This is a genomic window from Antarctobacter jejuensis, from assembly GCF_052266595.1.
In the GTDB taxonomy this organism is placed as follows: domain Bacteria; phylum Pseudomonadota; class Alphaproteobacteria; order Rhodobacterales; family Rhodobacteraceae; genus Antarctobacter; species Antarctobacter jejuensis.
On record NZ_JBQQXJ010000006.1, the window covers coordinates 37663 to 62513 of the forward strand.

Consider the following 24851-nt stretch of genomic DNA (forward strand, 5'->3'; position numbering starts at 1 on the left):
AGCGGCTGGCGCGTCGTCGAACTGACCGCTGTCATCCAGGGCAAAACCGCGATGCAGCGTACGATGTTTTAGCCGGGTTTGCTGCATGCGCCGGACACTTAGGGCGGGCGCGGGCCCGGCCCCTCTTTCCTCCCCGGGACCGATCCGCTAATCACACCGCGACAAGACGACGGCGATGCGAGGCACGGACCGATGAAATTCACCTTCTCCTGGCTCAAGGAGCACCTCGACACTACGGCCACGGTAGATGAAATCGCCGAGGCGCTGACAGATCTCGGGCTGGAGGTCGAAGAGGTCGTGAACCCGGCGGCGCGGTTGTCCTCCTTTACCCTCGCCAAGGTGTTGGAGGCCGAGCAGCACCCCGACGCGGACCGCCTGCGTGTCTGCAAGGTCGAAACCGACGAGGGTGTGAAACAGATCGTCTGCGGCGCGCCCAATGCCCGGGCCGGGATCACCGTGGTGCTCGCCAAGCCGGGCGACTACGTGCCGGGGATCGATGTGACCCTCTCGGTCGGCAATATCCGCGGTGTCGAAAGCCACGGCATGATGGCCTCTGAGCGTGAGTTGGAACTGTCGGACGAACACAACGGCATCATCGAACTGCCCTCAGGTCAGGTGGGTGAGAAATTCACCGACTGGCTGGCCCAGAACGATCCGGCCAAGGTCGATTCGATGATCGAAATCGCGATCACGCCCAACCGGCAGGACGCACTGGGGGTACACGGCATCGCGCGCGATCTTGCGGCGCGCGGCCTTGGCACACTGAAACCGCTGAAGGTGGAAAGCGTGCCGGGCGCCTTCCCAAGCCCGATCACCATCGCAATCGACGAAGACACGCGCACCGACGGCTGTGAAGTCTTTGCCGGTCGACTGATCCGGGGCGTCAAGAATGGCCCCAGCCCGCAATGGTTGCAGGATCGGTTGCGCGCGATCGGCCTCCGCCCGATTTCGAAACTGGTGGATGTCACGAACTTTTTCACTTTCGACCGCAACCGCCCGCTGCACGTCTTTGACGCGGACAAGGTCAAAGGCAACCTGCGGGTGCATCGGGCCAAGGCCGGCGAAACGCTGCAGGGGTTGGACGAAAAGACCTACACCTTCTCTGACGGACAGGTCGTGATCTCGGACGACGAAGGGATCGAATCCATCGGGGGAATCATGGGCGGACTGGCCACCGGCTGCACCGAGGAGACGGTAAATGTCTTCCTCGAGGCCGCGGTCTGGGACCGCATTCAGATCGCCCACACCGGGCGCGCGCTCAAGATCAACTCGGACGCGCGGTATCGCAACGAACGCGGGATCGATCCGGCCTACAACATGCAGGCGATGGAAGATGCGGCGCGGATGATCATCGATCTCTGCGGCGGCGAGGCGTCGGAAGTTGTGGTCGCTGGCGAAGTGCCGGTGGCGGATCGCGCCTACAAGCTGGACACCGATCATGTGGTGTCGCTTGTCGGCATGGCAATCCCGGCCGAAGAGCAGCGTGCCACTCTGGAGACGCTCGGCTTCCGGATGGAGGGCGACATGGCGCATGTTCCGTCATGGCGACCGGACGTGCAGGGCGAGGCGGATCTTGTCGAAGAGGTGGCGCGCGTGGCCTCGCTGACCAAGTTGCAGGGCAAGCCCCTGCCGCGTCTGTCAGATGGTATTCCGCGCCCGGTCTTGTCGCCGATGCAGGTGCGGGAACGCGCGGCGCGGCGGAGCGTTGCCGCCCTCGGTTACAACGAATGCGTGACCTACAGCTTTATCGATCAGCCCGCCGCGGCGCTGTTCGGCGGTGGCGACGACGCTCATATGCTGGCCAATCCGATCAGCTCCGAAATGAGCCACATGCGCCCCTCGCTGCTGCCGGGACTGCTGCAGGCGGCGGCCCGCAATCAGGCGCGCGGCTTTGCCGATCTGGCGCTGTTCGAGGTGGGCGCTGTCTTTGACGGTGGGGAACCGGGCGAGCAGCATGTTCAGGTCGCGGGCATCCTTGTCGGTCGGACAGGGCCCAAGGATGTGCACGGGGCGTCCCGTCCCGTGGACGTCTTTGATGCGAAGGCGGATGCAGAGTCGGTTCTGGCAGCCTTAAACGCGCCCGCAAAGATGCAGATCCTGCGCGGTGGTGAGGGCTGGTGGCATCCGGGACGGCACGGGCGGTTCTGCCTTGGGCCCAAGAAGGTGCTGGGGGTCTTTGGCGAATTGCATCCAAAGGTGTTGGACGCGCTGGATGTCAAAGGCCCGGCGGTCGGCTTTGTCCTCTGGCCGGGTGAGGTGCCGATGCCGCGCAAATCCGGCGCAACCCGCCCGGCGTTGAAGCTGAACGACCTGCAGGTGGTCGAGCGTGACTTTGCCTTTGTCGTGGATGCCGATGTCGAGGCGCTGAACGTCGTGAACGCAGCCGCCGGCGCGGACAAGGCATTGATCGAGGACGTGCGTGTTTTTGATGAATTCATTGGCGGCAGCCTGGGCGAAGGCAAGAAGTCGCTGGCCATTACCGTGCGCTTGCAGCCGATAGACAAGACGCTGAAAGAAAAGGACATCGAGGCCGTCGCGGCCAAGATCGTCGAAAAAGTCAGCAAAGCCACAGGCGGCACCCTGCGGTCGTAAAAGATAAACGGCGCGCGCGGCGGGGGACGATCCGCCGCGCGGCCCTTTGGCTTGGTCAGTTTCCGGATTTGGCTTGGCCCAAACCCATCCCCTGACCTCTGCCGCGGCCAAAGTCGTCGGTTGTCACCACGCCATCCCCGGTCCGATCCATCTGCGCAATCCACGCGGCGGCGTTGGTGGTGAATTCCTCACGGCTGACCTTGCCGTCGCCGTCAGCGTCATTGTGCACCAGCAGCATCCCGTCTGCGGCGCGCATCATGCCACCGCGCCCCAGACCGCCGCCGTGCCCGACGGCGTTGTTTTTCATGTCTTCCTCCCGCGCCTCGTCGAACAGGACGTATTCCTGTGCATCCAGAAACCCGTCGTCGTTGGCGTCGAAGGAGGAAAAGACATCGCCCCGGCGTTCGGTGGCTTCTGCGACGGTGACTGCCCCGTCACCGTCCAGATCCCAGTTTTCTACAAAATGCGCGCCGGGGTTGCCCCGCTGTGCAAAGGCTGGCGCTGCGGTCAGGGCGAGTGCGAGGGCGAGATACTTGGTCATTGGGTCCATCCGTTTTTCCGTTGATATTCATATAACGGTTTCTGAATGCATTCCCGTCGCGACAGGCTGCCGCAGGGTGATCAGGCGTATTCAATCACTTCGTCAAATGCGGCCAATGCCTTGGAGGCATACATCAGGCCCGGCCCGCCAGACATCTGGATCGCGGTTCCCAGGGCCTCCACCAGTTCGTCCCGGCTGACCCCGGCGCGGTGGCAGGCGCCGACGTGGCTGGTGATGCAGTCCTCGCAACGCAGGGCCACTGCGATCCCCAGCGCGATCAACTCCTTTTGCTTGTGGGACAGGACACCCTCTGCGCTGGCGGCTTTTTCCATCAGCACGAAACCCGCAAAGGTATCGGGGATGGCCTTGCGCAGGCCGCGCAGGTTGTCGCGGGTTTCATTGAATTTTTCGGTGAAGGACATGTTTTCTCCTGAGGTGTCGTTTGCGCCTCAAAAGCATGTCGCGTCCTGCAGGTCCTTGATCCTGATCAGAATAGTCATCGCTGCAGAAGGGGCGCTGCCCCTGTCGCGGCAGGCCGTGACGCCCCCGAGGTATTTGTAAAACCACAAAGCCGAAAAACGGAAAAGGGCCCCGCCGCAAAGGCGAGGCCCAATGGCAGGCTGTCAGGCAGTTCAGGCCAGCAGGCGGCGGGCGATGACCTGTGCCTGAATCTCGGCAGCACCTTCAAAGATATTTAGGATGCGGGCGTCGCAGAGGATGCGGCTGACGCTGTATTCCAGCGCAAAGCCGTTGCCGCCGTGGATCTGCAGCGCGTTGTCGGCGGCCGCCCAAGCGACGCGCGCGCCTAGGAGCTTGGCCATGCCGGCCTCCAGATCGCAGCGGCGGCCTTCGTCTTTTTCGCGGGCGGAGAAATAGGTCAGTTGCCGCGCGATCATCACTTCGACCGCCATCATGGCCAGTTTGCCCGAGACGCGGGGAAAGTCGATCAGCGACTTGCCGAATTGCTTGCGGTCAATGGCGTATTGCATCCCGACGTCCAGTGCGGACTGCGCCACGCCGGTGGCCCGGGCGGCGGTCTGGATGCGGGCGGATTCGAAGGTTTCCATCAACTGCTTGAAACCGTTGCCCTCTTCGCCACCCAGCAGGTTCTCGCCCTTGACGTGGAAGTTGTCGAAGCCGAGTTCGTATTCCTTCATCCCGCGATAGCCCAGCACCTCGATTTCGCCGCCGGTCATGCCCTCGGTCGGGAAGGGGTTTTCATCGGTGCCAGGGGTCTTTTCGGCGATGAACATCGACAGGCCCTTGTAGTTGTCCGTCGACGGATCGGTGCGGGCCAGCAGCGTCATGATATGTGTGCGCGCGGCGTGGGTGATCCAGGTCTTATTGCCCGTTACCTTGTAGTCGCCGTTTTCGTCCTTGACCGCGCGGGTGCGCAGCGCGCCAAGGTCCGATCCGGTGTTCGGCTCGGTAAAGACTGCGGTGGGCAGGATCTCTCCGCTGGCCAGTTTTGGCAGCCATTTTTCCTTTTGCTCATCCGTGCCACCGGCGATCACCAATTCTGCGGCGATTTCTGACCGCGTGCCCAAGGAGCCGACGCCGATATAGCCGCGCGAGAGTTCTTCGGAGACGACGCACATGGAGGCCTTCGACAGGCCAAGACCGCCATATTCTTCCGGGATGGTCAGACCAAAGACGCCCATTTCCGACAGTTCCTCGATGATTTCCATCGGGATCAGTTCGTCCTTGAGGTGCCATTCGTGGGCGTCGGGCAGGACGCGTTCCACGGCATAGCGGCGGAACTGGTTGCGGATCATCTCCAGTTCTTCGTCGAGGCCGGTGCGTCCGACCGTGACCTCGGCCTGCCGTTCCTGCATCAGCTCGACAAGACGGGTGCGGGCGGCGGGACTGTTGGCCTCCTGCATCAGGGTCTCGACGGTCTCTGTCAGCATGGCGCGGCGTTCATCCTGATGCAGACCCATATCGGCAAGGCGCACGACCTCCCCCTGGTTCATCTGGATGCCGCCGTGGATCTGCGAGAGGTACTCGCCAAAAGCAATCTGGTGGATCAGTTGTTCGACTTCGCCGAACGTGCCCTCAGCGGTAAGCTTTTCGGCCCAATGTTGCATCTGGCGCAGGGATTCGACGTAAGTTGCCAGCCATGCAAGGCCATGCGCCGCGAATTGGTACTGTTCGACCAGCGCGCCGGAAACGCGGTCGTCCTTGATGACCATCTTGCGCACCGAGGCGCGGGCGGCCTCGAGGGTGCCTTCGACCGGGGGAACAGCCGCTTTTGTCAGGGTCAGCAAGTCGGGCAGGATCACGCTGCCAAGGGTCAGATCTTGTCCATCATGGGCCATTCAACAGGTCCTCTCTAGCTGTGCGGGGCCATCGGGGCCGCCTTGCGTCTGTGTCGCCGGTGGCGGATAGCAGTGACTCGGTCAGCCTTGTTCCGCCGTTTCATCGGTCCTACCCACTTTGCAGATGCAGCGCAACAAAAATACATTCGCTGCGGCGCTATTGATCATTTATTGCGCAAGCCTCTTTGCGCGTGCAGTCCATTCTGGCCGTGGTATGAGGCAGCATGCCCGAATTTCTTGCTGATCTCCCGCCGTTCGTTCTGATCACTGCCACAGGAATTGCTCTGCTTGCCGGGGTAATCAAGGGGCTGGTCGGATTCGCCATGCCAATGGTGCTGATTTCTGGCCTCGGTAGCTTGTTCGCGCCCGAACTGGCGCTGGCCGGGTTGATTCTGCCGACCTTGGTGACGAACGGGATTCAGGCGCTCGGACAGGGGGTGGCGGCGGCGGCGGAGTCGGTGCGACGGTTCCAGTGGTTCCTCGGGATCGCCTTTGTCATGCTGCTCTTGTCCTCGCAATTGGTGCGGGTTCTGCCGACACAGATCCTGTTGCTGCTGATTGGCGCGCCGATCACGGTCTTTGCCCTGCTGCAACTGGCGGGGTGGACGCCGCGGCTGGCGCATGGGGGGAACCGCGGGCTGGAGATCGGGATCGGGGCCTTTGCCGGGTTCATGGGCGGTTTGTCCGGCGTCTGGGGGCCGCCGACGGTGGCCTACCTGACCGCTCTGGGCACGGAAAAGCGTGAGCAGATGCGGGTGCAGGGGGTGATCTACGGGCTGGGGGCGGTGGCTCTGACGTTGGCGCATCTGGGCTCTGGCGTGCTGAATTCGAAGACCGTCTGGCTGTCGGCCTGGCTGGTGCCGCCGGCGCTGGTGGGGATGTGGATCGGCGGGCGGGTGCAGGACCGGATCGATCAAAGGGCCTTTCGGCGGGCGACTCTGGTGGTGCTGCTGGTGGCGGGCTTGAACCTCGTGCGGCGGGCTCTAACCTGAGCGGCATGGACCCGTCGGAGATTCCTGCTCATGTGACCGGCCTGATCGAGGCAGAGATCACGGCCTTTGCGGTCGGGGATCAGGGGGATCGGATGCTGCTGGAGGAATTCGCCCGGATGCGGGTGAAACGGCCCCGGCCGATCACGGTGAATTTCAGCGGCGGGCAGACGGGGACCGGCTATAGCGTGACCCGGTCGAATGGGGCCTATTCGGTGCTGTACCTGCCCGAGGCGGGGCTGTTTTCGCTCTGTGTGGACAGTATTTTCGGCCCCGTGGATATTGGCGTGCATGGGCCGGCGCTGGCCTGTTTCGGGTCGGTGTGATCCGGGCGTGTCCACGCGTGGACAGCTTAGGGGGAATGCCAGATCAAGGAGTTACAGGGACGGTTTTACCCTTTGTTAGGAAAACGGGCCCCTCAGAGCGCCGTTTTGTCCGCGTGCAGCCACACCATCCGGTCGAGAAACCAGAGCTTGCCGCCCATGGTCAGGACCAGTCCGGCGAGGGTCAGGCCGGGGGCAAAAACCCAGAGCCCCCAGACCAGCGGGATCAGTCCCGAAGCGGCGACCGTGTTCAGCACAATGGCGGCGCGGGCGTGATGCGGCGGGATGGGGGCGGCGTGGCGGGCGAGCCAGATGCGTTCCCCCAGCACGCCGCGCGACATCCAGCTATCGAGCGATTTCGGTTCGGGAAAGACGCGCGGGTTCAGCCATGTCCAGAACACCAGCGCGGCGATCAGGCCATAGGTCCAGAGACCGAGCGCATCGCGATACCACAGCACCAGCGCGAGCAGGGGCAGGATGCTGACCCGGGTCCAGCCGCTGAGCGGGTTGGCATGACGCGCCCATGTGGCGTCATCCATCGACATCATGCGTTCTGTCAGGCGGCCGATGTCCATTCTGTCACCGTTCTGAAAGGGAGAGTTCGATACGCCGGTTGGCGGCGCGGGCGCCCGCGGTGTTGCGCGGGTCGATGGGTTGGAATTCACCAAAACCGTTGGCGGACAGGCGCTGCGGAGGCATGCCGTAATTGTCGATCATGTCGCGCACCACGGAAAGCGCCCGCGCCTGGCTGAGTTCCCAGTTGTCGGCAAACGCGCCCCCGGGGCGAATCCGCTGGTTGTCGGTATGCCCGTCGACACGAATGACCCAGTCGAATTCCTCGGGAATGTCGCGCGAGATATCCAGCAGGATCTCTGCCACCTTCTCGATCTCCTGCCGCCCGGCGTTCGACAGATCGGCAGAGCCCACTTCGAACAGCACCTCTGACGAGAACACGAACCGGTCGCCGGAAATGGTGATCCCCTCGCGGTCGCCGATCACGTCGCGCAAACGGCCAAAGAACTCGGAGCGGTATTTCTCCAGGTCCAGCTTTTCCGCCTCCAGACGCGCCGCGCGCTCCTCTTCCAGCCTGCGCTTCTCTTCTTCCGCCTTGCGCTTTGCCTCTTCGGCCAGTCGGCGTTTTCGTTCTTCCTGTGCGACACGTGCGATGGCGGCGTTCAGCTCGGATCCGAGGTTCTGCAACCGCACCTCCGACGCTTTGTCCTTGGCCCGCGAGTCGTCCAGCAGCGCCTGCAATTCCGCCAACTGGCTGCGCAGAGCGGCGACGTTCTGGTTCAGCGCCTCGACTTGCAGATCGGCCTTGGTGGCGCGCTCTTCGGTCTGGGCCAGTTTGTCCCGCGCCTCGTTGAGCAGGATCTGGCGTTGCTCGACCTCATCAAGACGGTCGGTCAACTGCGCCTCGGCGGCCTTCTGCGCGGCAAGGGCGGCGGCCAGCTTGTCCCGCGTGTCTTCGACACTTACCTCTGCCGCCAGTCGCGCGGCCAATGCGGCGGCAAGCTTTTCTTCCAGCGAACGCGTGTCGTCGGTCTGCTCGGCGGCGCGCGCCTCAGCCTCGGCCAGCCTGCGGCGCAGATCGGCAACCACCCTGTCCGTGTCGCGTGAGACCGGACGAGATGCCAAAGCGGCGGCCAGTTCCGCCTCGGCCTCTCGCAACCGCTGGGCTGCGGTGGCGGCGCGGGTTTCTGCCGCGACGAGCGCGTCGCGCAGCCCGGCGATGGCTGCCTCACGGGTCTTTTCGCGGGCGATGACCTCTTCCAGTCGGGCCTGCAGGCGCTGCGCTTCGGCGCGGAAAGCATCCCCTGTTCCGGCCTCCTTCAGGGCGGTGTCCAGCGCCTCTTGCAGGCGCGACAGTTCGCCTTGGGCGGCTTCGCGGGCTTCCCGCTCTTTACCGAGTTTGAAGCCCATGGCGGCCACCTCATCCAGCAGCGAGGTGATGTCGGGACCGGGTTTGGCGGGTTGCGGGGCAGCGATGGGACCGGGCGCGCGCAGGGAGGCCGTCAGCACCGCCGAGTTTTCGAGGATCAGGCTCATCGGGACGGCGAAATTCACGGAGTCGCGTTCGGACCCGGCGTTGTGCAGCGCCACCACCGCCTGCAACGAGGCGTCGATCACCGGAGAGCCGGAATTGCCCGGCAGCGTGTCGCAGGTGTGCAGCAGGCGATTCTTGTTCCGGGCGGGGGCATTGGCGCGGCATTTCTCGCGACTGATGCGCTGCGCCTCTCCCATCGGATGGCCGATGATCCAGAACGGATCCCCATCCCCCGGATCATGCGCAGCCAGCGCCAGTGTGCCGAAGTCCTCTGCCGGGTCGCCGATCACGCGCAGGACGGAATAGTCCAGATCGCGGCTGCTTTCGACGGGTTCGGGGCTGACGAAATAGCGTTTGGTGTCTGCATCGACGCCTTGGCGGGTGTAACCGGCGACGAATTGGATCGCTTCGATCCGGGTGGCGCCGACGACGGGATGGTCGAGGATGCCGGGCACGCAGTGATGGTTGGTCAGCAGGGTGGATTTCGCCACCACGAAGGCAGTGCAGGGAAAGACGCCCTTGTCCGTCAGCACGTCCAGCCGCCCGACAGAGCGGCCCATGCGGGCAAAGACCGACTTGGGCGAATAGGTGACGATGGGTTCGTTGTTATAGGCCCCCAGCGCGACCTCGGGGACCGGGGCGCCGAAACCCTGTTTGCGGGTCAGGACGACGCTGCCGAAATCGGTGGAGTCGAAGCCGATCAGATCCTGCGCCGCAAGGGGCGCGGAGAGGCAGGCGAGAAGGGCGGTAAGGAACAGGCGCATGGGACCTCCGCAGATGCGGACAGCCTAACGCCGAACGGGCGTTCTGTGAACGCCGGTGTGCTGTGGTTTCTGTCGTGAGGGGAGGGATGGTGGAGCCTAGGGGGATCGAACCCCTGACCTCTACAATGCCATTGTAGCGCTCTCCCAGCTGAGCTAAGGCCCCATTTCCCGGGTGGTGCCAGCGGCACCGTGCGGGGGTGATTACGATTTGCCGCCGATGGGATCAAGCGGAAAATTGCAACGCCCCGAGGAATTTCTGCTGCGCCACTTCGGAGGGCGGCGCAGCCGGTGTTCGCGGCCCGGATCGGGCCGTGGCGTCAGTCGTCGTCGTCGCTGGCCACGTCGGTGATGTCGTCGAGCGAGACGCTATCGTCGTCGTCTTCGTCCTCGAGCACATCATCGTCGTCCAGTTCCACATCGACATCATCATCATCGATCAGATCTGCCTCGTCCTCGACCTTTTTGGTCTTGGGATTGGCGGCGTCGGCCGAATCCGCGGCGATCATGCTGCGCTTGCCGGTTTCGAGGTTCACAACCTCACCGGTATACGGGCTGACGATCGGGTCGCGGTTCAGGTCGTAAAAACGTTTGCCGGTGGTGGGGCAGACACGCTTGGTGCCCCATTCTTCCTTGGGCATGGGTGATCCCCTTCAACTCTTGGTCATGTCGACAATCTGTGCCCCCTGCCATATCACCTGTGCGATGTCAAAAGGTTTGACGGCAACATCCGGCATCAGACGCGGAGAAGGGGCATATGGGGCAGATCACCTTCGGAGACAACCCGCCGATTGCGGTCACGTTGCGGCGGTCGGCGCGGGCGCGGCGGCTGTCGTTGCGGATCTCGTCGCTGGACGGGCGGGTGACGCTGACGCTGCCGCAGGCGGTGCCGGAGGCGGAGGGCGTGGCCTTTCTGCGCGCCAAGGAGGATTGGCTGCGCAAACATCTGGCGGCGCAGGGCGGGCCGGTTGTGGTGGGGCCGGGGGCGCGGGTGCCGGTCGAGGGGGTCTTGCACGAGGTGCGCACGGGGCGCGGGCGCAGCGTGCAGCAGGCGGAGGGGATCCTCTGGGTGCCGGGCCCCGAGGAGCGCGTGGCGGCACGGCTGAAGGGCTGGCTGAAGGCGCGGGCGCGGGACCGGCTGGCGGAGGCGTCGGACCTCTATGCCGGGCGGCTGGGCAAGGGATACAGCCGGCTGACGCTGCGCGACACGCGCTCGCGCTGGGGGTCTTGCACGCATGACGGCGGGTTGATGTATTCGTGGCGGCTGATCCTGGGGCACCGGGAGGTGCTGGATTACGTGGCCGCGCATGAGGTGGCGCACCTGCGGCACATGGATCATTCGTCGGCGTTCTGGACACAGGTCGAGGCGCTGTATGGCGACTGGCGCAGCCCGCGCAAGTGGCTGAAGGAGCACGGCGCGGAACTGCATCGGTACAGGTTCGACTGAGGGTGCGCGGCGTCAGACCGTGGCCAGAGGGCGCTTGAGGTCGTGGGGGGCGGTTTTCGGGGCGCATAGAACCTGCGCCACCTGAAACCGCTCTTCGGCGCTGAGACTGGTCCAGACGGGACCGACGCGGTCGGCGGCAGCGCCCAGCGGCATCTGGCGGCGGGGGGTGGCCGCTTCGGGATGCGCGTCGGGGCTTGGGTCGGTCTCATCGCGGCGGGGGGGCTCTGCGGAGCGGCGATCGTGATGGGCGGCCCGGGGATCGGGCGCGCTGCGGCGAGGGCCGCTGTCCTTTTGGGCGGTCTCTTCCTGGTGCTCGGCCTCGGCCTTGCGCTCTTCGCGGATGCGGACCTTTTCCGGGCTGTGCCAGCGCAGGGAATCATAGGCCTCGTTGATGCGCGTCAGCTTGGCAGTCAGTTCCTGCAGGTCGCCGCCCACCACGTCCGGGTGGTTTTCCTTGACCAGCTTGATCCACGCGCGCCGGATGGTCGAAAAATCATCCGTGGGCGTGACGCCGAGGATTTCAAAGGCCTTTTTCGGGGCGATGCGGGTCATGGCGGTCTCCCTCATTGGGATGGTCCCTGCGGTGGTCCTGCCCCCGCAGATCGCGGCATTTAGGTCAAATTCAATGTAACTTTGGCACAAAGGCCGCGATACCTGTTTCTAAAGAGAAGGTTAATGGCCGCGAGCCGGGACCGGGGCTGCGCGAAAGCGCGCAATTGACCGGCGCGCCCGTTGTGATCACGAATTGAACCATGCAGGCCGTACCCAAGACAGACATCGCCGCTTCCGCCCATGACCGCGTTTACCGGGGCATGCGCACGCGCATCATGCACGGGCAGATCGCGCCGGGTCAGGCGCTGACCCTGCGCGGGCTTGGCAAGGAATTCGATGTCTCCATGACGCCTGCGCGTGAGGCGGTGAACCGGCTGGTGGCCGAGGGGGCGCTGCAGATGTCGTCGTCCGGGCGGGTGTCGACGCCGGAACTGTCAAACGAGAGGATCGAGGAGCTGGCCGCCTTGCGCGCGCTGATCGAGGTGGAGCTGGCCTCTCGCGCGCTGCCGCGGGCGCATATGGCGCTGATCGACCGGCTGCAGACCATCAACGGCACAATTGCCGACGCGGTGTCGAACCGCGATGCGGTGGGCTATATCCGCACCAATCTGGAATTCCACCGCACCCTGTATCTGCGGGCGCAGGCCCCGGCCATGCTGGCCATGGCGGAAACCGTCTGGCTGCAACTGGGGCCGACCATGCGGGCGCTCTATGGGCGGCTGCGCCGGTCCGATCCGCCGCAATTTCACCGGCTGATCATCGCCGCGCTGAAAGCCGGGGACGAGCCGGGCCTGCGGCTGGCGGTGCGGTCGGACGTGACGCAGGGTTTGCGGATGCTGGCGGGGTGACGGGCGGTTGGACTACGGGCTGATCTTCATCGCGCTGGGCGCGCTGTTCCTGACCGGGCTGGCGGCGGATGCGCTGGGACGGCGGACGCGGGTGCCGGGGGTGACGCTGTTGCTGATCATGGGCGTCCTGATCGGGCCATCGGTCTTTGACGTGGTGCCGGATGCGGCGATCGACTGGTACGAACCGCTGTCCATCGTGGCCCTGACGATGGTGGCCTTTCTGCTGGGGTCGGCGTTGAAGGCCGACAACCTTGCGGCGCACGGGCGGGCGATCCTTGGGGTTTCGGTGGCGATTGTCCTGCTGACGCTGCTGATCGTCTCCGCCGGTCTGATGGCAATCGGTCAATCGCTTGCGGTGGCGCTGATCCTTGGGGCCATCGCCACGGCGACGGATCCGGCAGCGATGGACGAGACATTGCGGCAGGCAGGCGCCAAGGGCGGGTTTGCGGACACGTTGCGCGGGATCGTGGCCATTGATGACGCATGGGGCATGATCGTCTTTGCGCTGGTGATGGTGGTGGTGCAGGCCAACGGCAACGGCGGGTTCGACCTGCACCACCTGCAACTGGCGGGCTGGGAGGTGGGCGGCGCCTTGCTTTTGGGGCTGGCGGTGGGCCTGCCGGGGGCCATCCTGACCGGGCGGCTGAGACCGGGCGAGCCGACGCGGCTGGAGGCGCTGGGGCTGGTGTTCCTGACCGCCGGTCTGGCGCTGTGGATGGAGGTGTCTTTCCTGCTGGCGGGCATGATGGCGGGGGCGGTCATTGCCAACCGGGCCAAGCACCACGAACGCGCCTTTCACGAGATCGAACTGGTGGAGCGGCCCTTTCTGATCCTGTTCTTCCTGCTGGCGGGCGCGTCGATGGAGCTGAAGGCGCTGATGGCGGTGGGCGGTATCGGGCTGGCCTATGTGGGGCTGCGGGTTCTGGGACGAGTGGCCGGTGGTTGGGCCGGCGGGGGGCTGACCGGTCTGCCGCCGACGCAGCGGTTGTGGATCGGCCCGGCGCTGTTGCCGCAGGCGGGGGTGGCCGTGGGCATGGCGCTGGTCGCCGCCGCGGAGTTCCCGGACCTGGGCGAGGCGCTGCTGACGCTGACCATCGGGACAACCGTGGTGTTCGAACTGGTGGGGCCGTTGGTGACGCTGATCGCCGTGCAGCGCGTGCAGGCCGCCGGGGAAGCCGCGGCCTGACGGCCGCGACGTGGCGTATTTTCAAAGAGAAGAAACGGGAAGGCGCTTGCTCAGGCCATTGCCGCGCCAAGGGCGGCATCCATCAGCCCCTTGATCGAGGCGCGCGAGGTCTGGGCGACGATGCGGCCCAGTTCATTCTCGCCCTTCAGCACCACAAGCGTCGAGCGGCGCGGGATGCGCAGCGATTTGGTCAGCTTGGCGTTGGAATGCGCGTCCCAGTCGACGTTGATGAAGGTGATGTGCTGTTCATAGGCGGGGTTTTCCGCCTTCAGCGCCTTGATCACGCGTTCCTGTGCGGCGCAGGTCGAGCACCAGTCGGCCTTGAAATCCAGAAAGACGGTGTCGCCCTTTTTCAGGTGTTTCGTGACGAGGCCGGGGGCGTAGTCCAGGGGGGCCGCGAAGGTGGCGAAGGGCAGGGCCGAAGCGGCGGCGGTGAGGGTCAGGAAGTGGCGGCGGTCCATGAGGGCTCCTGTGGTCAAAGGGAAACGGAGAGGTCGATCAGCCAAGCGGGCATCATCTGCAGCGCCCAGGCTTCGACCAAGTGGTGGATGTTGAAGTAGAGGCCGAGGCCGACGGCGACAAAGGTGGCGCCGAGGATCGGGCGGGCGCGGATGGCGAGGGCGCGCAGGGTGGCATTGTGGCGGGTGATCGCCCCCCGGGTGCCATAGGCAAGGCCAAGGATCAGGGTCGAGACGCCAAGCGCGAAGAAGAGCATGATCAGGGTGACCCAGCCGAGGCTCTGCCCCTGGCTGGCGAGCGAGATGGCGCCGCCGAGGGTGGGGCCGATGCAGGGGCTCCAGACCGCGCCGAGCAGCAGGCCGCCCGCGAATTGCCCCCCAAGGTTGCCCCGGTCCATCCCGTCCATGCGCGCGTCTGCTCGGGCGGAGAGACCGGCGGTGGCGGTCTGCATCAGGGCTGCACCCTGCGGCAGCAGCAGGGCAAGGCCGAAGAGCGCCATCAGAACCGCGCCCACCTTGGAGATCGTGTCGACGGTCAGGCCGATGGCGTGGCCAAAGGCGGTGACGCCGACGCCGAGGAGGACGAAGGACAGGCTGAGCCCGGCCGCCATGGCCAAGGGCCCGGCGCGGTTGGCCTGCAGGGCGCCGGCGATGACGATGGGCAGCACTGGCACCACGCAGGGATTGATGAGCGTCAGGAGGCCCGCACCATATGCGAAGATAAGGTCCATGGTATGATAATGCCCGCCGGGGCGGGCCTGTCATCCAACAATCCCCTGACGGGGCATCACGTGCGCGTGGGAAAATGTTTCGTTTCAGCGGCGCAGCAGGCGGGCCAGAGCACCAGGCGGAGTTGCGAAGCGGGCCAGTGCTTCGGGGGTGTCGGGCAGTCCGCAGCGGTGCATCAGCCCTGCGAAATTGCCGTTGCGGCTGTCGCCGATCTGCCATGGGCCATGGGTGACGATGGCGTTCAGAACGGCCCGTTCCATGCTGGACAGGGACGAGCGCCTGCGCCCACGGAACATGCCCTCTATCGGGGCGCTGCGGGCCAGGGTCTTCAGGGCGGCGCGCACCAGTGGATCCGGGGCCGCGCCGGCCTCTGCGGCTTGTGGCAGGGCGGCAAGGATTGCGGCGACGGTTTGCGTGTCCTGCGCATAGTCGCCGCGCCAGCGGGCGAAGCAGTCCGCCACGCGGGTCACCGTCCAGCCCCGGCGGCCGTAGATCGGGCGCTCCTCGACATCGTTGCGATAGAGCAGGTTCGCCGAGGTTAGCGCGTCGCGCAGCGTATCGTGCCGCTCCGGGTCTTTGGAGGTTATGGCCAGCGCGGCCTCGGCCCGCAGGGGCGGAGCGTGCCGGGGAGACAGCCAATCCCGCAAAACCGGATCGACGGGACCTGCCTCGACCGAGCGTGCGAGACGCCCCAAGGCGGCCATCGCGGCGCGTTGCACGGCGGGTACGGGCGATCCTTTCAGTGTGGCAAAGATAAGCGGTGCGCTGTCGGACCATTGGCCAGGAAATTCAGCCATCAGCATCAGCATGGCGGCGACCTGAGCGGGCGAGGCGCTGGTCAGCAGCGGCAGGAGGTGGGGCAGCGCCTCTGCCACGCGCGCATGGCAGTCGGCCTCCACCATCGGCGATATGCCATATGTGTCGCTGTAAATTTGTTCCGCGTTTCCCTGCGTGGCCCTTCGCCTTGCCATGTCGGCGTAAAAGGCGCGTGTCGTCTGCCTGTTCTCCAGCATGTATTGGCAGGACGGCGCGGCTATGGCGCGCAGCAGGTGCAACAGGCCGGGAACATGGGGGCCGGGCCGGAGGGCCAGTTCCGCCAGGAAGGGGATTGCTGCAACGGTGCCGGTATAGCGCGTGTCCTGATGGCACAGCACATCGGAGAGTGCGGCAATAGCGCGGGTCGCTTGCGATGATCCGCCAAGGGCGATCGCCCGCAAGGCGGCGGGAACGTCCGTCGCGGGTCCGGAGGCGTGCTGAAGGCCCGCCCAGTCGATCTGGTCGAGGCCGTTCAGCACAGTGTCAGGCTGCCAGACCCTTGGACCCCATGTTGAGGTACTTGTTTCGGCGCGCGCGGATCAGGTCGTCGCGGCTTTGGCCGTCGAGGTCCTTGAGCAGGCCGGCAATGGCGCCCTTGACCGTGTGCACCGTGGTCTTGGCGTCGCGATGTGCGCCGCCCAACGGTTCGGGGATGACGCGGTCGCAGATGCCGAGGTTGTAGAGATCCTGCGCGGTCAGGCGCAGCGCCTCGGCGGCTTCGCGCATCTTTTCCGCGTCTTTCCAGAGGATCGAGGCGCAGCCTTCGGGTGAGATCACCGAGTAGACAGAGTGTTCCAGCATCGCCACGCGGTTTGCCGTGGCAAAGGCCACCGCGCCGCCGGAACCGCCCTCACCGATCACGACAGAGACCAGCGGAACGCCGATCTGCAGGCATTTCTCGGTCGAGCGGGCGATGGCCTCTGATTGGCCGCGTTCCTCTGCCCCCTTGCCGGGGTAGGCGCCGGGGGTGTCGATCAACGAGACCACCGGCAGGCCAAAGCGGTCGGCCATGTCCATCAGGCGCACGGCCTTGCGATAGCCCTCTGGCCGGGCCATGCCGAAGTTGTGCTTGATCCGCGAGGCGGTGTCCTGACCCTTTTCGTGGCCGATGACCACCACGGGGCGGTCATCCAGCCGCGCCAGCCCGCCCATGACCGCGTGGTCATCGGCAAAGTTGCGGTCCCCGGCCAGCGGGGTGAATTCTGTGAACAGCGCGTCGATGTAATCGCGGCAATGCGGGCGGTTGGGATGGCGCGCGACCTGGCATTTGCGCCAGGGCGTCAGTTTGCCATAGAGGTCGCGCAGCAGCACGTCGGCCTTGCGGTCGAGCGCCTTGGCCTCGTCCTCGATGTCCATTTCCTCATTCTCGCGCGCCATGGCGCGCAGCTCTTCGGCTTTGCCTTCGATTTCGGCCAGCGGTTTTTCGAAGTCGAGGTAATGGGTCATCTGCGTCTCCTTGCAGAGCGCTATATGACCTCGCTGCGCGCCGGATGCAATAAAGCAAGATTTGTCTGTGGCGCTTGCGCTATGCCTTTTGTGCGGCATAGGGCCGGGCATAGGGGGCAAAGTGACAGAGGCTGGCGACATGAGCAGGCATCCCTATGAGGCGCGGCTGCGGCGGGTGATCCAGTATATCTTTGACAATCCGGCGGGCGATCTGTCGCTGGATGCGCTGGCGGAGGTGGCCGCCATGTCGCGGTTTCACTGGCACCGTGTCCACCATGCGATGACCGGGGAAACCTGCGCGCAGGCGGTGCGCCGGATCCGCGCCCATCGTGCGGCCTGTTGGCTGGTGCAGACGGACTGGCCGCTGGCCGAGGTGGCCGCGAAGGCCGGGTACGACAATCCGCAGAGCTTTGCCCGCGCCTTTCGCAGCCAGTACCGCATGACGCCTGCCGCCTTTCGGGCGGCGGGCACGCCGGATCCACAATCCCCGGAGCTGAGACAAGGAGGGCCTGATATGTATCCCTTTGAAATCCGTGACAGCCAACCGCTGCGCATCGCCGCCCTGCCGCATCGCGGGCCCTATCCCGAGATCGGGCGCGCCTTTGGTCAGGTGGCGGCGGTGTTCACCGCGCAGCGCCTGTGGCCGCAGGCGCGCGGCATGGTCGGCGTCTATTACGACAGTCCCGAGGATGTGCCCGAGGAGCAGTTGCGCAGCCACGCGGGCATTGCCGTGGACGCAGCGTTCGACCTGCCGTCCGACCTGCAGGAGGTGGTGCTGCCGGGCGGGCGGCATGGGGTGCTGACGATGACCGGACCCTATTCGGGGCTGCGCAAGGCATGGGATCACCTCTATTGCACGGCGCTGCCACACAGCGGCGCGGAACCGGCGGATCGGCCCGCGTTCGAGGTCTATCTCAATGATCCGTCAAACTGCGCGCCTGCCGATCTGTTGACGGAAATCCACGTGCCGCTGCGAGACTGACCTCAGCCCAGCAGAACCGGCGCCATGGCCACCAGCAACAGCGTCGCCATGGTCCAGTTGAACACCCGCAGCCGGCGGGGATTCGACAGCCAGCGCCGCAGCCCCGTGCCCAGAATCGTCCAGGTGGTGGCAGAGGCGGTGCCGATCACCGCGTAGGTGGCCGAAACCCAGGCCACGGCGGCAAGATCGCGGCTGGCGGCATAAAGCGTGATGGCCCCCAGCGCCATCGACCATGCCTTTGGGTTGACCCATTGAAAGGCGGCGGCCTGAACAAAGCTGAGCGGGCGGGCGGCGGTGCGCCCCTCGCCGGGGGCGGATTGATGCGCGATCTTCCACGCCAGCCACAGCAGGTAGAGCACCGACAGCACCTTGAGCGCGGTGTAGGCCGGGGGGAAGTGCTCGAACAACTGCATCGCGCCCAGACCCACGGGCAGGATCATCAGCGGAAAGCCATAGGCCACCCCGGCCATATGCGGCAGCGACTGGCGCAGGCCGAAGTTCGCGCCAGAGGTCATCAGCATCAGGTTGTTCGGCCCCGGCGAAAAGACCGTGGCGGCGGCGAACAGGGCAAGGGCAAGGAAGAGATCCGGTGTCATGGGTGCAATTGTTGCGGATTTCCGGGTGCATGAAGTTGCAAATTGCGTCGTATCGCGGATAGTTTTGCATTTAATGGGTAATCTGGACGATATAGACCGCAGGATATTGCAGGCGCTGGGCGCGGATGGGCGACTCAGCAACCTTGCGCTGGCAGAGCGTGTCGGCCTGTCGCCCTCGGCCTGTCTGCGCCGGGTGCAGGCGCTGGAAAAGACCGGGGTGATCCGGGGCTATCGCGCCGTGCTGAGCGGTGAGAAGACCGGGATCGGCTTTACCGCCTATATCACCGTGGGGCTGAACCAGCACACCAAGCCCGCGCAAGAGGCGTTTGAGCGTGCCATGGCGACCGCCCCGCAGGTGCGCGAGTGTCACAACATCACCGGGCCGGTCGAATACCTCTTGCGGGTCGAGGTGGCGGATCTGGCCGCCTACAAGCATTTCCACACCGATATTCTGGGGGCGCTGCCGCAGGTGCGCACGCTGACGTCCTATGTGGTGATGGGATCGCCCAAGGATCTGCGCGGGTGAGGCGAATTCTCATACATCCCGGGTTTCACAAGACCGGCACAACCAGCCTGCAACGCGGGGCGCAGGCGCAGAAAGAGCTGCTGGATCCGCGCGTCCGGCTGATCCTGCCGCATGACATGGAGGCGGTGAACCATGCGGCGCGGCGGTGTTCACTGGGCGCGAGGCCCAAGCGTGTGGCCGCCTTTGTCGAGGCCGCTGAGGCGCTGGCCGAGACCTTGGCAGGTGAGAAAAGGCCGGTGCTGATCAGCTCCGAGCATCTGTGTGGTTTGATCCCCGGGCGCAAATCTGTGCGCAGCTATGCGGCCGCGCCCGAGTTGGTAGCGCGGTTTGCCGGGGTTGTTGCCGCGCATGTGCCGGGGGCGGAACTGTCGGTCTGGTTTTCGACCCGCGCGCCGGAAGCATGGCTGCGCAGCGTCTACTGGCAGAACCTGCGCGGATCCCGGATCACCGAGGACCTTGAGGCCTATGCCACGCGGATGGGGCCAGCGGCGGAGTTGGACGCGGTGGTGGCGCAGGTCGTGGAGAGGCTGAAGGGGATGGCAGAGGTTCGGTCGACGCCGCTGGAGGCGTTCGGCGACAGGCCGCTGGGGCCGCTGGGCGTTGCCTTGGACCTGTTGGGGGTGTCGACCGAGGGGCTGGTGCCGCTGCCCTTGCAGAATGTTCAGCCGACGGCGGCGGCCGGTTTGCTGCTGTCGCTCAACCGTTCCGATCTGGACGATGAGGCGCTGGCGGAGGCCAAGGCGCAGGCCCTGCGCCGGTTCCTGAAAAGCGGTCAGACCAAACGTAAGCCTCCCTCGTGACGCCGCACTGGTTGGTGCGCCAGGCCTTTCCGGGCCCAGCGCGAAAGCCGGACCCGGGAACGGTTACTGGGCTGCGATCATCTCGGACTGGCGGACGATCACCTCTGCCTGCTTGATCGAGGCGATGTCGACCAACCGGCCCTTGTAGACGGTTGCGCCTTCGCCTTTGGCCTTGGCCACTTCCATTGCGGCGAGGATTTCGCGCGCCTCGTTCACAGCCGCCTCTGACGGGGTGAAGACCTCATTCGCCAGCGCGACCTGTTTCGGGTGGATGGCCCATTTGCCGACCATGCCCAGCGTGGCGGATCGCAGCGCCTGCGCGCGGAAACCTTCGTCATCGCTGAAATCGCCGAAGGGGCCATCGACCGGCAGCACGCCATGGGTGCGGCAGGCGGCGACGATGGCGGCCTGCGCCCAGTGCCACGGATCGGACCAGTGCTTTACCCCTTCGCGGATCATGTAATAGTTTTCCTGCGTTCCGCCGATGCCGGTGGTCGCCATGCCCATGGAGGCGGCGAAATCGGCGGCGCCAAGGCTCATCGCCTCCAGCCGGGGGGAGGCGGCGGCGATTTCCTCGACATGGGCGATGCCGGCGGCGGATTCGATGATCACCTCGAACTTGATCGGCTTGGTCCGGCCCTTGGCGCGTTCGATGGCTGTCACCAGCGCGTCCACGGCATAGATATCCCCGGCGCAGCCGACCTTGGGGATCATGATCTGGTCAAGCCGGTCGGAGGCCTGTTCCAGCAGATCCACCACGTCGCGATACCAATAGGGCGTGTCCAGACCGTTGATGCGCACCGACAGGGTCTTGGTGCCCCAATCGACGTCGCCGATGGCCTGTATCACGTTGGCGCGCGCGCTGTCCTTGTCCGAGGGGGCGACCGAATCTTCGAGGTCGAGGTTGATGACATCCGCCGCAGAGGCGGCCATCTTTTCAAAGATCGCGGGGCGTGATCCGGGGCCGAACAACTGGCAGCGGTTGGGACGAGCCGGGGCGGCGGGCTGGATTCGGAAGGACATGTGCGGGCCTTTCGGTCATAATGTTGCGTATACCTTGGTGTACGGGTTATAAAACTGCGCAATGCTGCGCAAGCGAAATTCGCTGCAGGGCAGCACAGGTCGCGATGCACGTTTCTTCGGCAAAAGGCGGGATTGGCGCGGGATTCTTCGAGAATTCCCGCTGAGTGACGCCGGAAAACAAGCGTGTTGCAGGCGGTTTCGGGCAGACTGCGTGAAAACCGGGACATGGAGACCACGATGATCGAGACCCCTTATCTGCTGTTTCTGGGCGATGCGCCGGACCCGCTGGCCGCAAAGGTGGCGCAGGGTATCCGCGACTGGCGTCCCGAAAACTGTGTCGGCCAGTACCGCATGGACGGTTGCAAGGCCGACATGAAGCTGCCGGATATGGATCTGGCCGAGGCCAAGGCGGCAGGGGCCAAGACACTGGTTATCGGCGTGGCCAACCGGGGCGGCAAGATCAGCCAGGCGTGGAAGAAGGTGCTGGTCGCGGCGCTGGAAGAGGGGTTTGACCTGGCCTCCGGCCTGCACAACCTGCTGCGCGACGAGCCGGACCTGAAGGCGGTGGCCAAGGCGACGGGCCGTGCGCTGCACGACGTGCGGGTGCCGGAGGTGGAGTATCCGATTGCCGATGGCATCAAGCGTCCGGGCAAGCGGGTGCTGGCCGTGGGCACGGATTGTTCCGTGGGCAAGATGTACACGACACTGGCCCTGGACGCGGCCATGCGCGCGCGGGGGATGAAATCCACCTTTCGCGCCACCGGACAGACCGGCATCCTGATCACTGGCGACGGCGTGCCGCTGGACGCGGTGGTGGCGGATTTCATGGCGGGATCGATCGAGTACCTGACCCCCGCCAACGAAGATGACCACTGGGACGTGATCGAAGGGCAGGGCAGCCTGTTCCACGTGTCCTTTTCCGGCGTGACGCTGGCGCTGATCCACGGCGGGCAGCCGGATGCTCTGATCCTGTGCCACGAACCGACGCGCAGCCATATGCGCGGTCTGCCGGGCTATGCGCTGCCGACGCTTGAAGAGGTGCGGGACCTGTCGCTGGCGCTGGCCAAGGTGGCGAACCCGGGGTGCCGGGTTGTGGGCGTGTCGATCAACACCCAGCACATGGGCGAGGCCGAGGCCACGGCCTATTGCGCCGAGGTCGAGGCGCGTCTGGGCCTGCCGACGGTGGATCCGTTCCGGCATGGGGCCGAGCGTCTGGCGGAGTCGCTGGCCGCCTATTGATCCCGGAACGGCGGGTGGGCCGGCCTTTTGGCCGGACGCTGTTTCGCGCGTGCCGCGCGAAAGGCGCCCCACCCACCGTCCCTTGGGGCGTTGTCGACCGGATGGTGGCACCTGCGGCGCGGGTGTGTTTGGGTAGCATAAGCAAGAAAATGACAGGGGCAGGGGTATGACCATTTCCGTCGCACGCGACGTGTTTCGACTGGCCGAGGCCTTTACCATTTCCCGCGGCAGCCGGACCGAGGCGAAGGTGCTGACCGTCCGGGTGACGCGCGGCAGCGTGACCGGCTGGGGCGAATGTGTGCCCTATGCGCGCTATGACGAAACGCTGGAGAGCGTCGAGGCGGAGATTGCCGGGCTGCCCGAGGATGTGACGCGCGCGGGCCTACAGGAGCTGTTGCCCGCAGGGGCGGCGCGCAACGCGGTGGACTGCGCCTTGTGGGATCTGGAATGCAAGGCGGCGGGCCAGCGCGCCTGGGAGCTTGCGGGACTGCCCGCGCCGGGGCCGGAGGTGACGGCCTATACCCTGTCGCTGGACACGCCGGAAAAGATGGAGGCCTCGGCCCGCAAACATGCCGCCCGGCCTTTGTTAAAAATCAAGCTGGGCACGCCCGATGACATGGCGCGTCTGGAGGCGGTGCGCCGTGGCGCGCCCGCGGCGAAGATCATCGTCGATGCGAACGAAGGTTGGTCGGCGGAGGTCTATGCCGAGCTTGCGCCGCATCTGGTGCGGCTGGGTGTGGCGCTGGTCGAGCAGCCCTTGCCCGCCGGGGCGGATGAAGCGCTGATCGGCATGGACCGTCCGGTGCCCGTTTGCGCCGACGAAAGCTGTCATGACCGCGCCTCGCTGCCTGCGCTCAAGGGCAAATATGACGTGGTGAACATCAAGCTGGACAAGACCGGCGGTCTGACCGAGGCCCTGATGCTGCGCGAGGCGGCGCTGGCGGAGGGCTATGACATCATGGTGGGCTGCATGGTGGGATCGTCCCTGGCGATGGCCCCGGCGGTTCTGCTGGCGCAGGGGGCGCTGGTCACCGATCTGGACGGGCCGCTTCTGCTGGCCGAGGATCGGGACGTGCCGCTGCTGTTCGATGCCGAAGGGGTGCATCCGCCGCTGCCTGCGCTCTGGGGCTGATCTGTCGGGTCCGGGTCGCATCTGATTGAACGGGAACAAGGTCATGGGTCTGGACACGAAATGGGAGGTGCTGGAGGTCCGCGATCTGTCGGACGACTGGGGCCTGTTGAAGACGACGAAACTGCGCGTGACGCTGTCGGATGGCAGCGTGCAGGAGCAGTGGCGCGAGACCTATGACCGGGGCGACGGCGCGGTGATCCTGCCCTATGACCCCGAGCGCGGAAATGTGCTGCTTGGTCGTCAGTTCCGCTGGCCCGCCGCCCATCGCGGCGACCCCGAACCGCACCTGATAGAGGCCGCCGCCGGCAAGCTGGACGACGCCGAGCCTGAGACGCGCATCAAGGACGAGGCGCAGGAGGAACTGGGCCTGACTCTGAGCCGGGTCACACATCTGTTCGATCTGTATTCCAGCCCCGGATCGGTCACCGAAATCCTGCATTATTTCGCCGCCCGTTATTCCGCCGACGAGGCACAGGCGCGCATTGGCGGGCTTCGCGAAGAGGGAGAAGAGATCGAGATTCTGGACCTGCCGCTGTCAGAGGCCTTGACGATGGTCGCCGATGGTCGCATCCGGGATGCAAAGACAGTCATTCTGCTGCAGCACGCAGCGCTACACCTGATGCCGGAGGCCCGCCCATGACCCGTACCGTCTATGTCAACGGAGAGTACCTGCCCGAAACCGAGGCCAAGGTCTCTATCTTCGACCGGGCCTTTCTCATGGCGGATGGCGTCTATGAGGTGACCAGCGTTCTGGGCGGCAAGCTGATCGATTTCGACGGCCACGCGGTGCGCCTGCAACGGTCGATGGACGAGCTGGACATGCCTTCGCCCGCGACCAAGGATGAACTGCTGGAAATTCACCGCGAGTTGGTGCGCCTGAACGACATCGAGGAAGGCCTGATCTATCTGCAGGTGACGCGCGGCGCGGCGGATGACCGCGACTTCGTCTTTCCGGACCCGGAAAAGGTCCGGCCGACGCTGGTGCTGTTCACCCAGAAAAAGGCCAACCTTGCCAACAACCCGGCGGCGCAGAAGGGGATCAAGGTGATTTCCATCGAGGATGTCCGCTGGGGCCGCCGCGACATCAAGACGGTGCAACTGCTTTATCCGTCGATGGGCAAGATGATGGCCAAGAAGGCCGGTGTCGATGATGCCTGGATGGTCGAGGACGGCTTTGTCACCGAGGGGACGTCGAACAACGCCTATTTCATCAAGGGCAACAAGATCGTGACCCGCGGTCTGTCCAACGATATCCTGCACGGGATCACCCGCGCCGCCGTGCTGCGGTTTGCCAAGGAGGCCCAGATGGAGGTGGAAGAGCGTAACTTTACCGTCGATGAGGCGAAAGAGGCGGATGAGGCCTTTATCACCTCTGCCTCCACCTTCGTGATGCCGGTGGTCGAGATCGACGGCGTCAGCCTTGGCGGCGGGACCCCGGGTCCGCGCGCCCTGCGCCTGCGCGAGATCTATCTGGACGAGAGCCGCAAGGCCGCGATCTGA

At 65.3% G+C, this 24851-nt stretch carries 26 protein-coding genes and 1 tRNA gene; 13 read left to right on the plus strand and 14 right to left on the minus strand.

Annotation, left to right across the window (positions count from 1 at the left end; genetic code table 11):
• Window positions 1–192: 192 nt before the first annotated feature.
• A complete protein-coding gene (gene pheT, locus ACTXGA_RS10020) occupies window positions 193–2592 on the plus strand; it encodes a phenylalanine--tRNA ligase subunit beta (protein WP_443393212.1) in 2400 nt (799 codons plus the stop codon).
• 55 nt (window positions 2593–2647) lie between these two features.
• Here the strand turns inward: pheT and ACTXGA_RS10025 are convergent, their stop codons facing one another.
• From ACTXGA_RS10025 to ACTXGA_RS10035, 3 genes are all read right to left on the minus strand, one after another.
• Entirely contained in the window at window positions 2648–3133 is a 486-nt protein-coding gene (locus ACTXGA_RS10025; protein WP_443393214.1) for an EF-hand domain-containing protein, read from the minus strand.
• An 80-nt stretch (window positions 3134–3213) separates the two neighbouring features.
• Window positions 3214–3555 carry a carboxymuconolactone decarboxylase family protein gene (locus tag ACTXGA_RS10030; protein WP_443393216.1) on the minus strand — a complete coding sequence of 114 codons (342 nt, stop codon included), beginning with the start codon at window positions 3553–3555 and terminating at the stop codon, window positions 3214–3216.
• Window positions 3556–3765: 210 nt separating this feature from the next.
• On the minus strand, window positions 3766–5451 hold the full coding sequence (locus tag ACTXGA_RS10035; RefSeq protein ID WP_443393218.1) for an acyl-CoA dehydrogenase family protein: 1686 nt from the start codon (window positions 5449–5451) through the stop codon (window positions 3766–3768).
• A gap of 224 nt (window positions 5452–5675) precedes the next feature.
• Here ACTXGA_RS10035 and ACTXGA_RS10040 point away from each other — a divergent pair, with 224 nt between their 5' ends.
• Complete coding sequence (locus ACTXGA_RS10040) at window positions 5676–6443, plus strand: sulfite exporter TauE/SafE family protein (protein ID WP_443393219.1); 768 nt, start codon at window positions 5676–5678, stop codon at window positions 6441–6443.
• A 32-nt stretch (window positions 6444–6475) separates the two neighbouring features.
• Entirely contained in the window at window positions 6476–6766 is a 291-nt protein-coding gene (locus ACTXGA_RS10045) for a hypothetical protein (RefSeq protein ID WP_443393221.1), read from the plus strand.
• Window positions 6767–6858: 92 nt separating this feature from the next.
• Here the strand turns inward: ACTXGA_RS10045 and ACTXGA_RS10050 are convergent, their stop codons facing one another.
• The 4 genes from ACTXGA_RS10050 to ACTXGA_RS10065 all read right to left on the minus strand — a co-directional run bounded on the left by ACTXGA_RS10050 (window position 6859) and on the right by ACTXGA_RS10065 (window position 10212).
• Entirely contained in the window at window positions 6859–7338 is a 480-nt protein-coding gene (locus ACTXGA_RS10050) for a DUF6653 family protein (protein WP_443393223.1), read from the minus strand.
• A gap of 4 nt (window positions 7339–7342) precedes the next feature.
• Window positions 7343–9574, minus strand: coding sequence for a peptidoglycan -binding protein (locus ACTXGA_RS10055; protein WP_443393225.1), 2232 nt, complete (start codon window positions 9572–9574; stop codon window positions 7343–7345).
• Between the two features lie 87 nt (window positions 9575–9661).
• Window positions 9662–9737: transfer RNA gene (locus tag ACTXGA_RS10060), tRNA-Ala, on the minus strand.
• 154 nt (window positions 9738–9891) lie between these two features.
• The gene (locus tag ACTXGA_RS10065) at window positions 9892–10212 is read right to left on the minus strand and encodes a TIGR02300 family protein (protein ID WP_443393226.1); all 321 of its coding nucleotides are present in this window, start codon (window positions 10210–10212) and stop codon (window positions 9892–9894) included.
• A gap of 116 nt (window positions 10213–10328) precedes the next feature.
• Between ACTXGA_RS10065 and ACTXGA_RS10070 the strand changes: the two genes are divergently transcribed.
• Window positions 10329–11018, plus strand: coding sequence for a M48 family metallopeptidase (locus ACTXGA_RS10070; RefSeq protein WP_443393228.1), 690 nt, complete (start codon window positions 10329–10331; stop codon window positions 11016–11018).
• 12 nt (window positions 11019–11030) lie between these two features.
• Here ACTXGA_RS10070 and ACTXGA_RS10075 read toward each other — a convergent pair whose 3' ends face one another.
• Window positions 11031–11570, minus strand: a complete 540-nt coding sequence (locus ACTXGA_RS10075; RefSeq protein WP_443393230.1) for a J domain-containing protein — start codon at window positions 11568–11570, stop codon at window positions 11031–11033.
• 200 nt (window positions 11571–11770) lie between these two features.
• Between ACTXGA_RS10075 and ACTXGA_RS10080 the strand changes: the two genes are divergently transcribed.
• Together ACTXGA_RS10080 and ACTXGA_RS10085 are read left to right on the plus strand one after the other, a co-directional pair.
• Window positions 11771–12418 (plus strand): GntR family transcriptional regulator, encoded by a 648-nt coding sequence (locus ACTXGA_RS10080; protein WP_443393232.1) that lies wholly within the window; start codon window positions 11771–11773, stop codon window positions 12416–12418.
• A 7-nt stretch (window positions 12419–12425) separates the two neighbouring features.
• A complete protein-coding gene (locus ACTXGA_RS10085; RefSeq protein ID WP_443393234.1) occupies window positions 12426–13604 on the plus strand; it encodes a cation:proton antiporter in 1179 nt (392 codons plus the stop codon).
• Between the two features lie 50 nt (window positions 13605–13654).
• Here the strand turns inward: ACTXGA_RS10085 and ACTXGA_RS10090 are convergent, their stop codons facing one another.
• The 4 genes from ACTXGA_RS10090 to ACTXGA_RS10105 all read right to left on the minus strand — a co-directional run bounded on the left by ACTXGA_RS10090 (window position 13655) and on the right by ACTXGA_RS10105 (window position 17053).
• On the minus strand, window positions 13655–14065 hold the full coding sequence (locus ACTXGA_RS10090) for a thioredoxin family protein (protein WP_443393236.1): 411 nt from the start codon (window positions 14063–14065) through the stop codon (window positions 13655–13657).
• Between the two features lie 14 nt (window positions 14066–14079).
• Window positions 14080–14793, minus strand: coding sequence for a cytochrome c biogenesis CcdA family protein (locus ACTXGA_RS10095; protein ID WP_443393238.1), 714 nt, complete (start codon window positions 14791–14793; stop codon window positions 14080–14082).
• An 84-nt stretch (window positions 14794–14877) separates the two neighbouring features.
• Window positions 14878–16086, minus strand: a complete 1209-nt coding sequence (locus ACTXGA_RS10100; protein WP_443393240.1) for a hypothetical protein — start codon at window positions 16084–16086, stop codon at window positions 14878–14880.
• A gap of 4 nt (window positions 16087–16090) precedes the next feature.
• Window positions 16091–17053 carry an acetyl-CoA carboxylase carboxyltransferase subunit alpha gene (locus tag ACTXGA_RS10105; RefSeq protein WP_443393242.1) on the minus strand — a complete coding sequence of 321 codons (963 nt, stop codon included), beginning with the start codon at window positions 17051–17053 and terminating at the stop codon, window positions 16091–16093.
• A 139-nt stretch (window positions 17054–17192) separates the two neighbouring features.
• On the opposite strand from ACTXGA_RS10105, the gene ACTXGA_RS10110 reads away from it, so the two are divergent.
• Window positions 17193–18035 carry an AraC family transcriptional regulator gene (locus tag ACTXGA_RS10110; protein WP_443393244.1) on the plus strand — a complete coding sequence of 281 codons (843 nt, stop codon included), beginning with the start codon at window positions 17193–17195 and terminating at the stop codon, window positions 18033–18035.
• Between the two features lie 2 nt (window positions 18036–18037).
• Here ACTXGA_RS10110 and ACTXGA_RS10115 read toward each other — a convergent pair whose 3' ends face one another.
• Window positions 18038–18631 (minus strand): LysE family translocator, encoded by a 594-nt coding sequence (locus tag ACTXGA_RS10115; protein WP_443393246.1) that lies wholly within the window; start codon window positions 18629–18631, stop codon window positions 18038–18040.
• A 73-nt stretch (window positions 18632–18704) separates the two neighbouring features.
• Here ACTXGA_RS10115 and ACTXGA_RS10120 point away from each other — a divergent pair, with 73 nt between their 5' ends.
• Both ACTXGA_RS10120 and ACTXGA_RS10125 read left to right on the plus strand, forming a co-directional pair.
• On the plus strand, window positions 18705–19157 hold the full coding sequence (locus tag ACTXGA_RS10120) for an Lrp/AsnC family transcriptional regulator (protein ID WP_443393248.1): 453 nt from the start codon (window positions 18705–18707) through the stop codon (window positions 19155–19157).
• Entirely contained in the window at window positions 19154–19957 is an 804-nt protein-coding gene (locus ACTXGA_RS10125) for a hypothetical protein (RefSeq protein WP_443393250.1), read from the plus strand. The genes ACTXGA_RS10120 and ACTXGA_RS10125 overlap by 4 nt, the downstream gene beginning before the upstream one ends.
• A 63-nt stretch (window positions 19958–20020) precedes the next feature.
• On the opposite strand, the gene ACTXGA_RS10130 is transcribed toward ACTXGA_RS10125, so the two are convergent.
• On the minus strand, window positions 20021–20980 hold the full coding sequence (locus ACTXGA_RS10130; RefSeq protein ID WP_443393252.1) for an L-malyl-CoA/beta-methylmalyl-CoA lyase: 960 nt from the start codon (window positions 20978–20980) through the stop codon (window positions 20021–20023).
• 237 nt (window positions 20981–21217) lie between these two features.
• Here ACTXGA_RS10130 and dgcN point away from each other — a divergent pair, with 237 nt between their 5' ends.
• The 4 genes from dgcN (at window position 21218) to ACTXGA_RS10150 (ending at window position 24851) form a co-directional block, all read left to right on the plus strand.
• Window positions 21218–22219 (plus strand): N-acetyltransferase DgcN, encoded by a 1002-nt coding sequence (dgcN, locus tag ACTXGA_RS10135; protein ID WP_443393254.1) that lies wholly within the window; start codon window positions 21218–21220, stop codon window positions 22217–22219.
• 166 nt (window positions 22220–22385) lie between these two features.
• Window positions 22386–23351 carry an N-acetyl-D-Glu racemase DgcA gene (dgcA, locus tag ACTXGA_RS10140; protein WP_443393256.1) on the plus strand — a complete coding sequence of 322 codons (966 nt, stop codon included), beginning with the start codon at window positions 22386–22388 and terminating at the stop codon, window positions 23349–23351.
• A 43-nt stretch (window positions 23352–23394) separates the two neighbouring features.
• The gene (locus tag ACTXGA_RS10145) at window positions 23395–23991 is read left to right on the plus strand and encodes an NUDIX hydrolase (RefSeq protein WP_443393258.1); all 597 of its coding nucleotides are present in this window, start codon (window positions 23395–23397) and stop codon (window positions 23989–23991) included.
• Window positions 23988–24851 (plus strand): D-amino-acid transaminase, encoded by an 864-nt coding sequence (locus ACTXGA_RS10150; RefSeq protein WP_443393260.1) that lies wholly within the window; start codon window positions 23988–23990, stop codon window positions 24849–24851. The genes ACTXGA_RS10145 and ACTXGA_RS10150 overlap by 4 nt, the downstream gene beginning before the upstream one ends.

Bases quoted from the DNA above. Each gene is read 5' to 3' on its own strand.
- ACTXGA_RS10095 (WP_443393238.1), bottom strand. From the start codon at position 14,793: ATGGACCTTATCTTCGCATATGGTGCGGGCCTCCTGACGCTCATCAAT.
- ACTXGA_RS10080 (WP_443393232.1), top strand. From the start codon at position 11,771: ATGCAGGCCGTACCCAAGACAGACATCGCCGCTTCCGCCCATGACCGC.
- ACTXGA_RS10130 (WP_443393252.1), bottom strand. From the start codon at position 20,980: ATGTCCTTCCGAATCCAGCCCGCCGCCCCGGCTCGTCCCAACCGCTGC.
- dgcN (WP_443393254.1), top strand. From the start codon at position 21,218: ATGATCGAGACCCCTTATCTGCTGTTTCTGGGCGATGCGCCGGACCCG.
- ACTXGA_RS10090 (WP_443393236.1), bottom strand. From the start codon at position 14,065: ATGGACCGCCGCCACTTCCTGACCCTCACCGCCGCCGCTTCGGCCCTG.
- ACTXGA_RS10115 (WP_443393246.1), bottom strand. From the start codon at position 18,631: ATGACACCGGATCTCTTCCTTGCCCTTGCCCTGTTCGCCGCCGCCACG.
- ACTXGA_RS10035 (WP_443393218.1), bottom strand. From the start codon at position 5,451: ATGGCCCATGATGGACAAGATCTGACCCTTGGCAGCGTGATCCTGCCC.
- ACTXGA_RS10030 (WP_443393216.1), bottom strand. From the start codon at position 3,555: ATGTCCTTCACCGAAAAATTCAATGAAACCCGCGACAACCTGCGCGGC.
- ACTXGA_RS10065 (WP_443393226.1), bottom strand. From the start codon at position 10,212: ATGCCCAAGGAAGAATGGGGCACCAAGCGTGTCTGCCCCACCACCGGC.
- ACTXGA_RS10110 (WP_443393244.1), top strand. From the start codon at position 17,193: ATGAGCAGGCATCCCTATGAGGCGCGGCTGCGGCGGGTGATCCAGTAT.
- ACTXGA_RS10040 (WP_443393219.1), top strand. From the start codon at position 5,676: ATGCCCGAATTTCTTGCTGATCTCCCGCCGTTCGTTCTGATCACTGCC.
- pheT (WP_443393212.1), top strand. From the start codon at position 193: ATGAAATTCACCTTCTCCTGGCTCAAGGAGCACCTCGACACTACGGCC.
- ACTXGA_RS10075 (WP_443393230.1), bottom strand. From the start codon at position 11,570: ATGACCCGCATCGCCCCGAAAAAGGCCTTTGAAATCCTCGGCGTCACG.
- ACTXGA_RS10055 (WP_443393225.1), bottom strand. From the start codon at position 9,574: ATGCGCCTGTTCCTTACCGCCCTTCTCGCCTGCCTCTCCGCGCCCCTT.
- ACTXGA_RS10050 (WP_443393223.1), bottom strand. From the start codon at position 7,338: ATGGACATCGGCCGCCTGACAGAACGCATGATGTCGATGGATGACGCC.
- ACTXGA_RS10120 (WP_443393248.1), top strand. From the start codon at position 18,705: ATGGGTAATCTGGACGATATAGACCGCAGGATATTGCAGGCGCTGGGC.
- ACTXGA_RS10145 (WP_443393258.1), top strand. From the start codon at position 23,395: ATGGGTCTGGACACGAAATGGGAGGTGCTGGAGGTCCGCGATCTGTCG.
- dgcA (WP_443393256.1), top strand. From the start codon at position 22,386: ATGACCATTTCCGTCGCACGCGACGTGTTTCGACTGGCCGAGGCCTTT.
- ACTXGA_RS10070 (WP_443393228.1), top strand. From the start codon at position 10,329: ATGGGGCAGATCACCTTCGGAGACAACCCGCCGATTGCGGTCACGTTG.
- ACTXGA_RS10025 (WP_443393214.1), bottom strand. From the start codon at position 3,133: ATGACCAAGTATCTCGCCCTCGCACTCGCCCTGACCGCAGCGCCAGCC.
- ACTXGA_RS10105 (WP_443393242.1), bottom strand. From the start codon at position 17,053: ATGACCCATTACCTCGACTTCGAAAAACCGCTGGCCGAAATCGAAGGC.
- ACTXGA_RS10150 (WP_443393260.1), top strand. From the start codon at position 23,988: ATGACCCGTACCGTCTATGTCAACGGAGAGTACCTGCCCGAAACCGAG.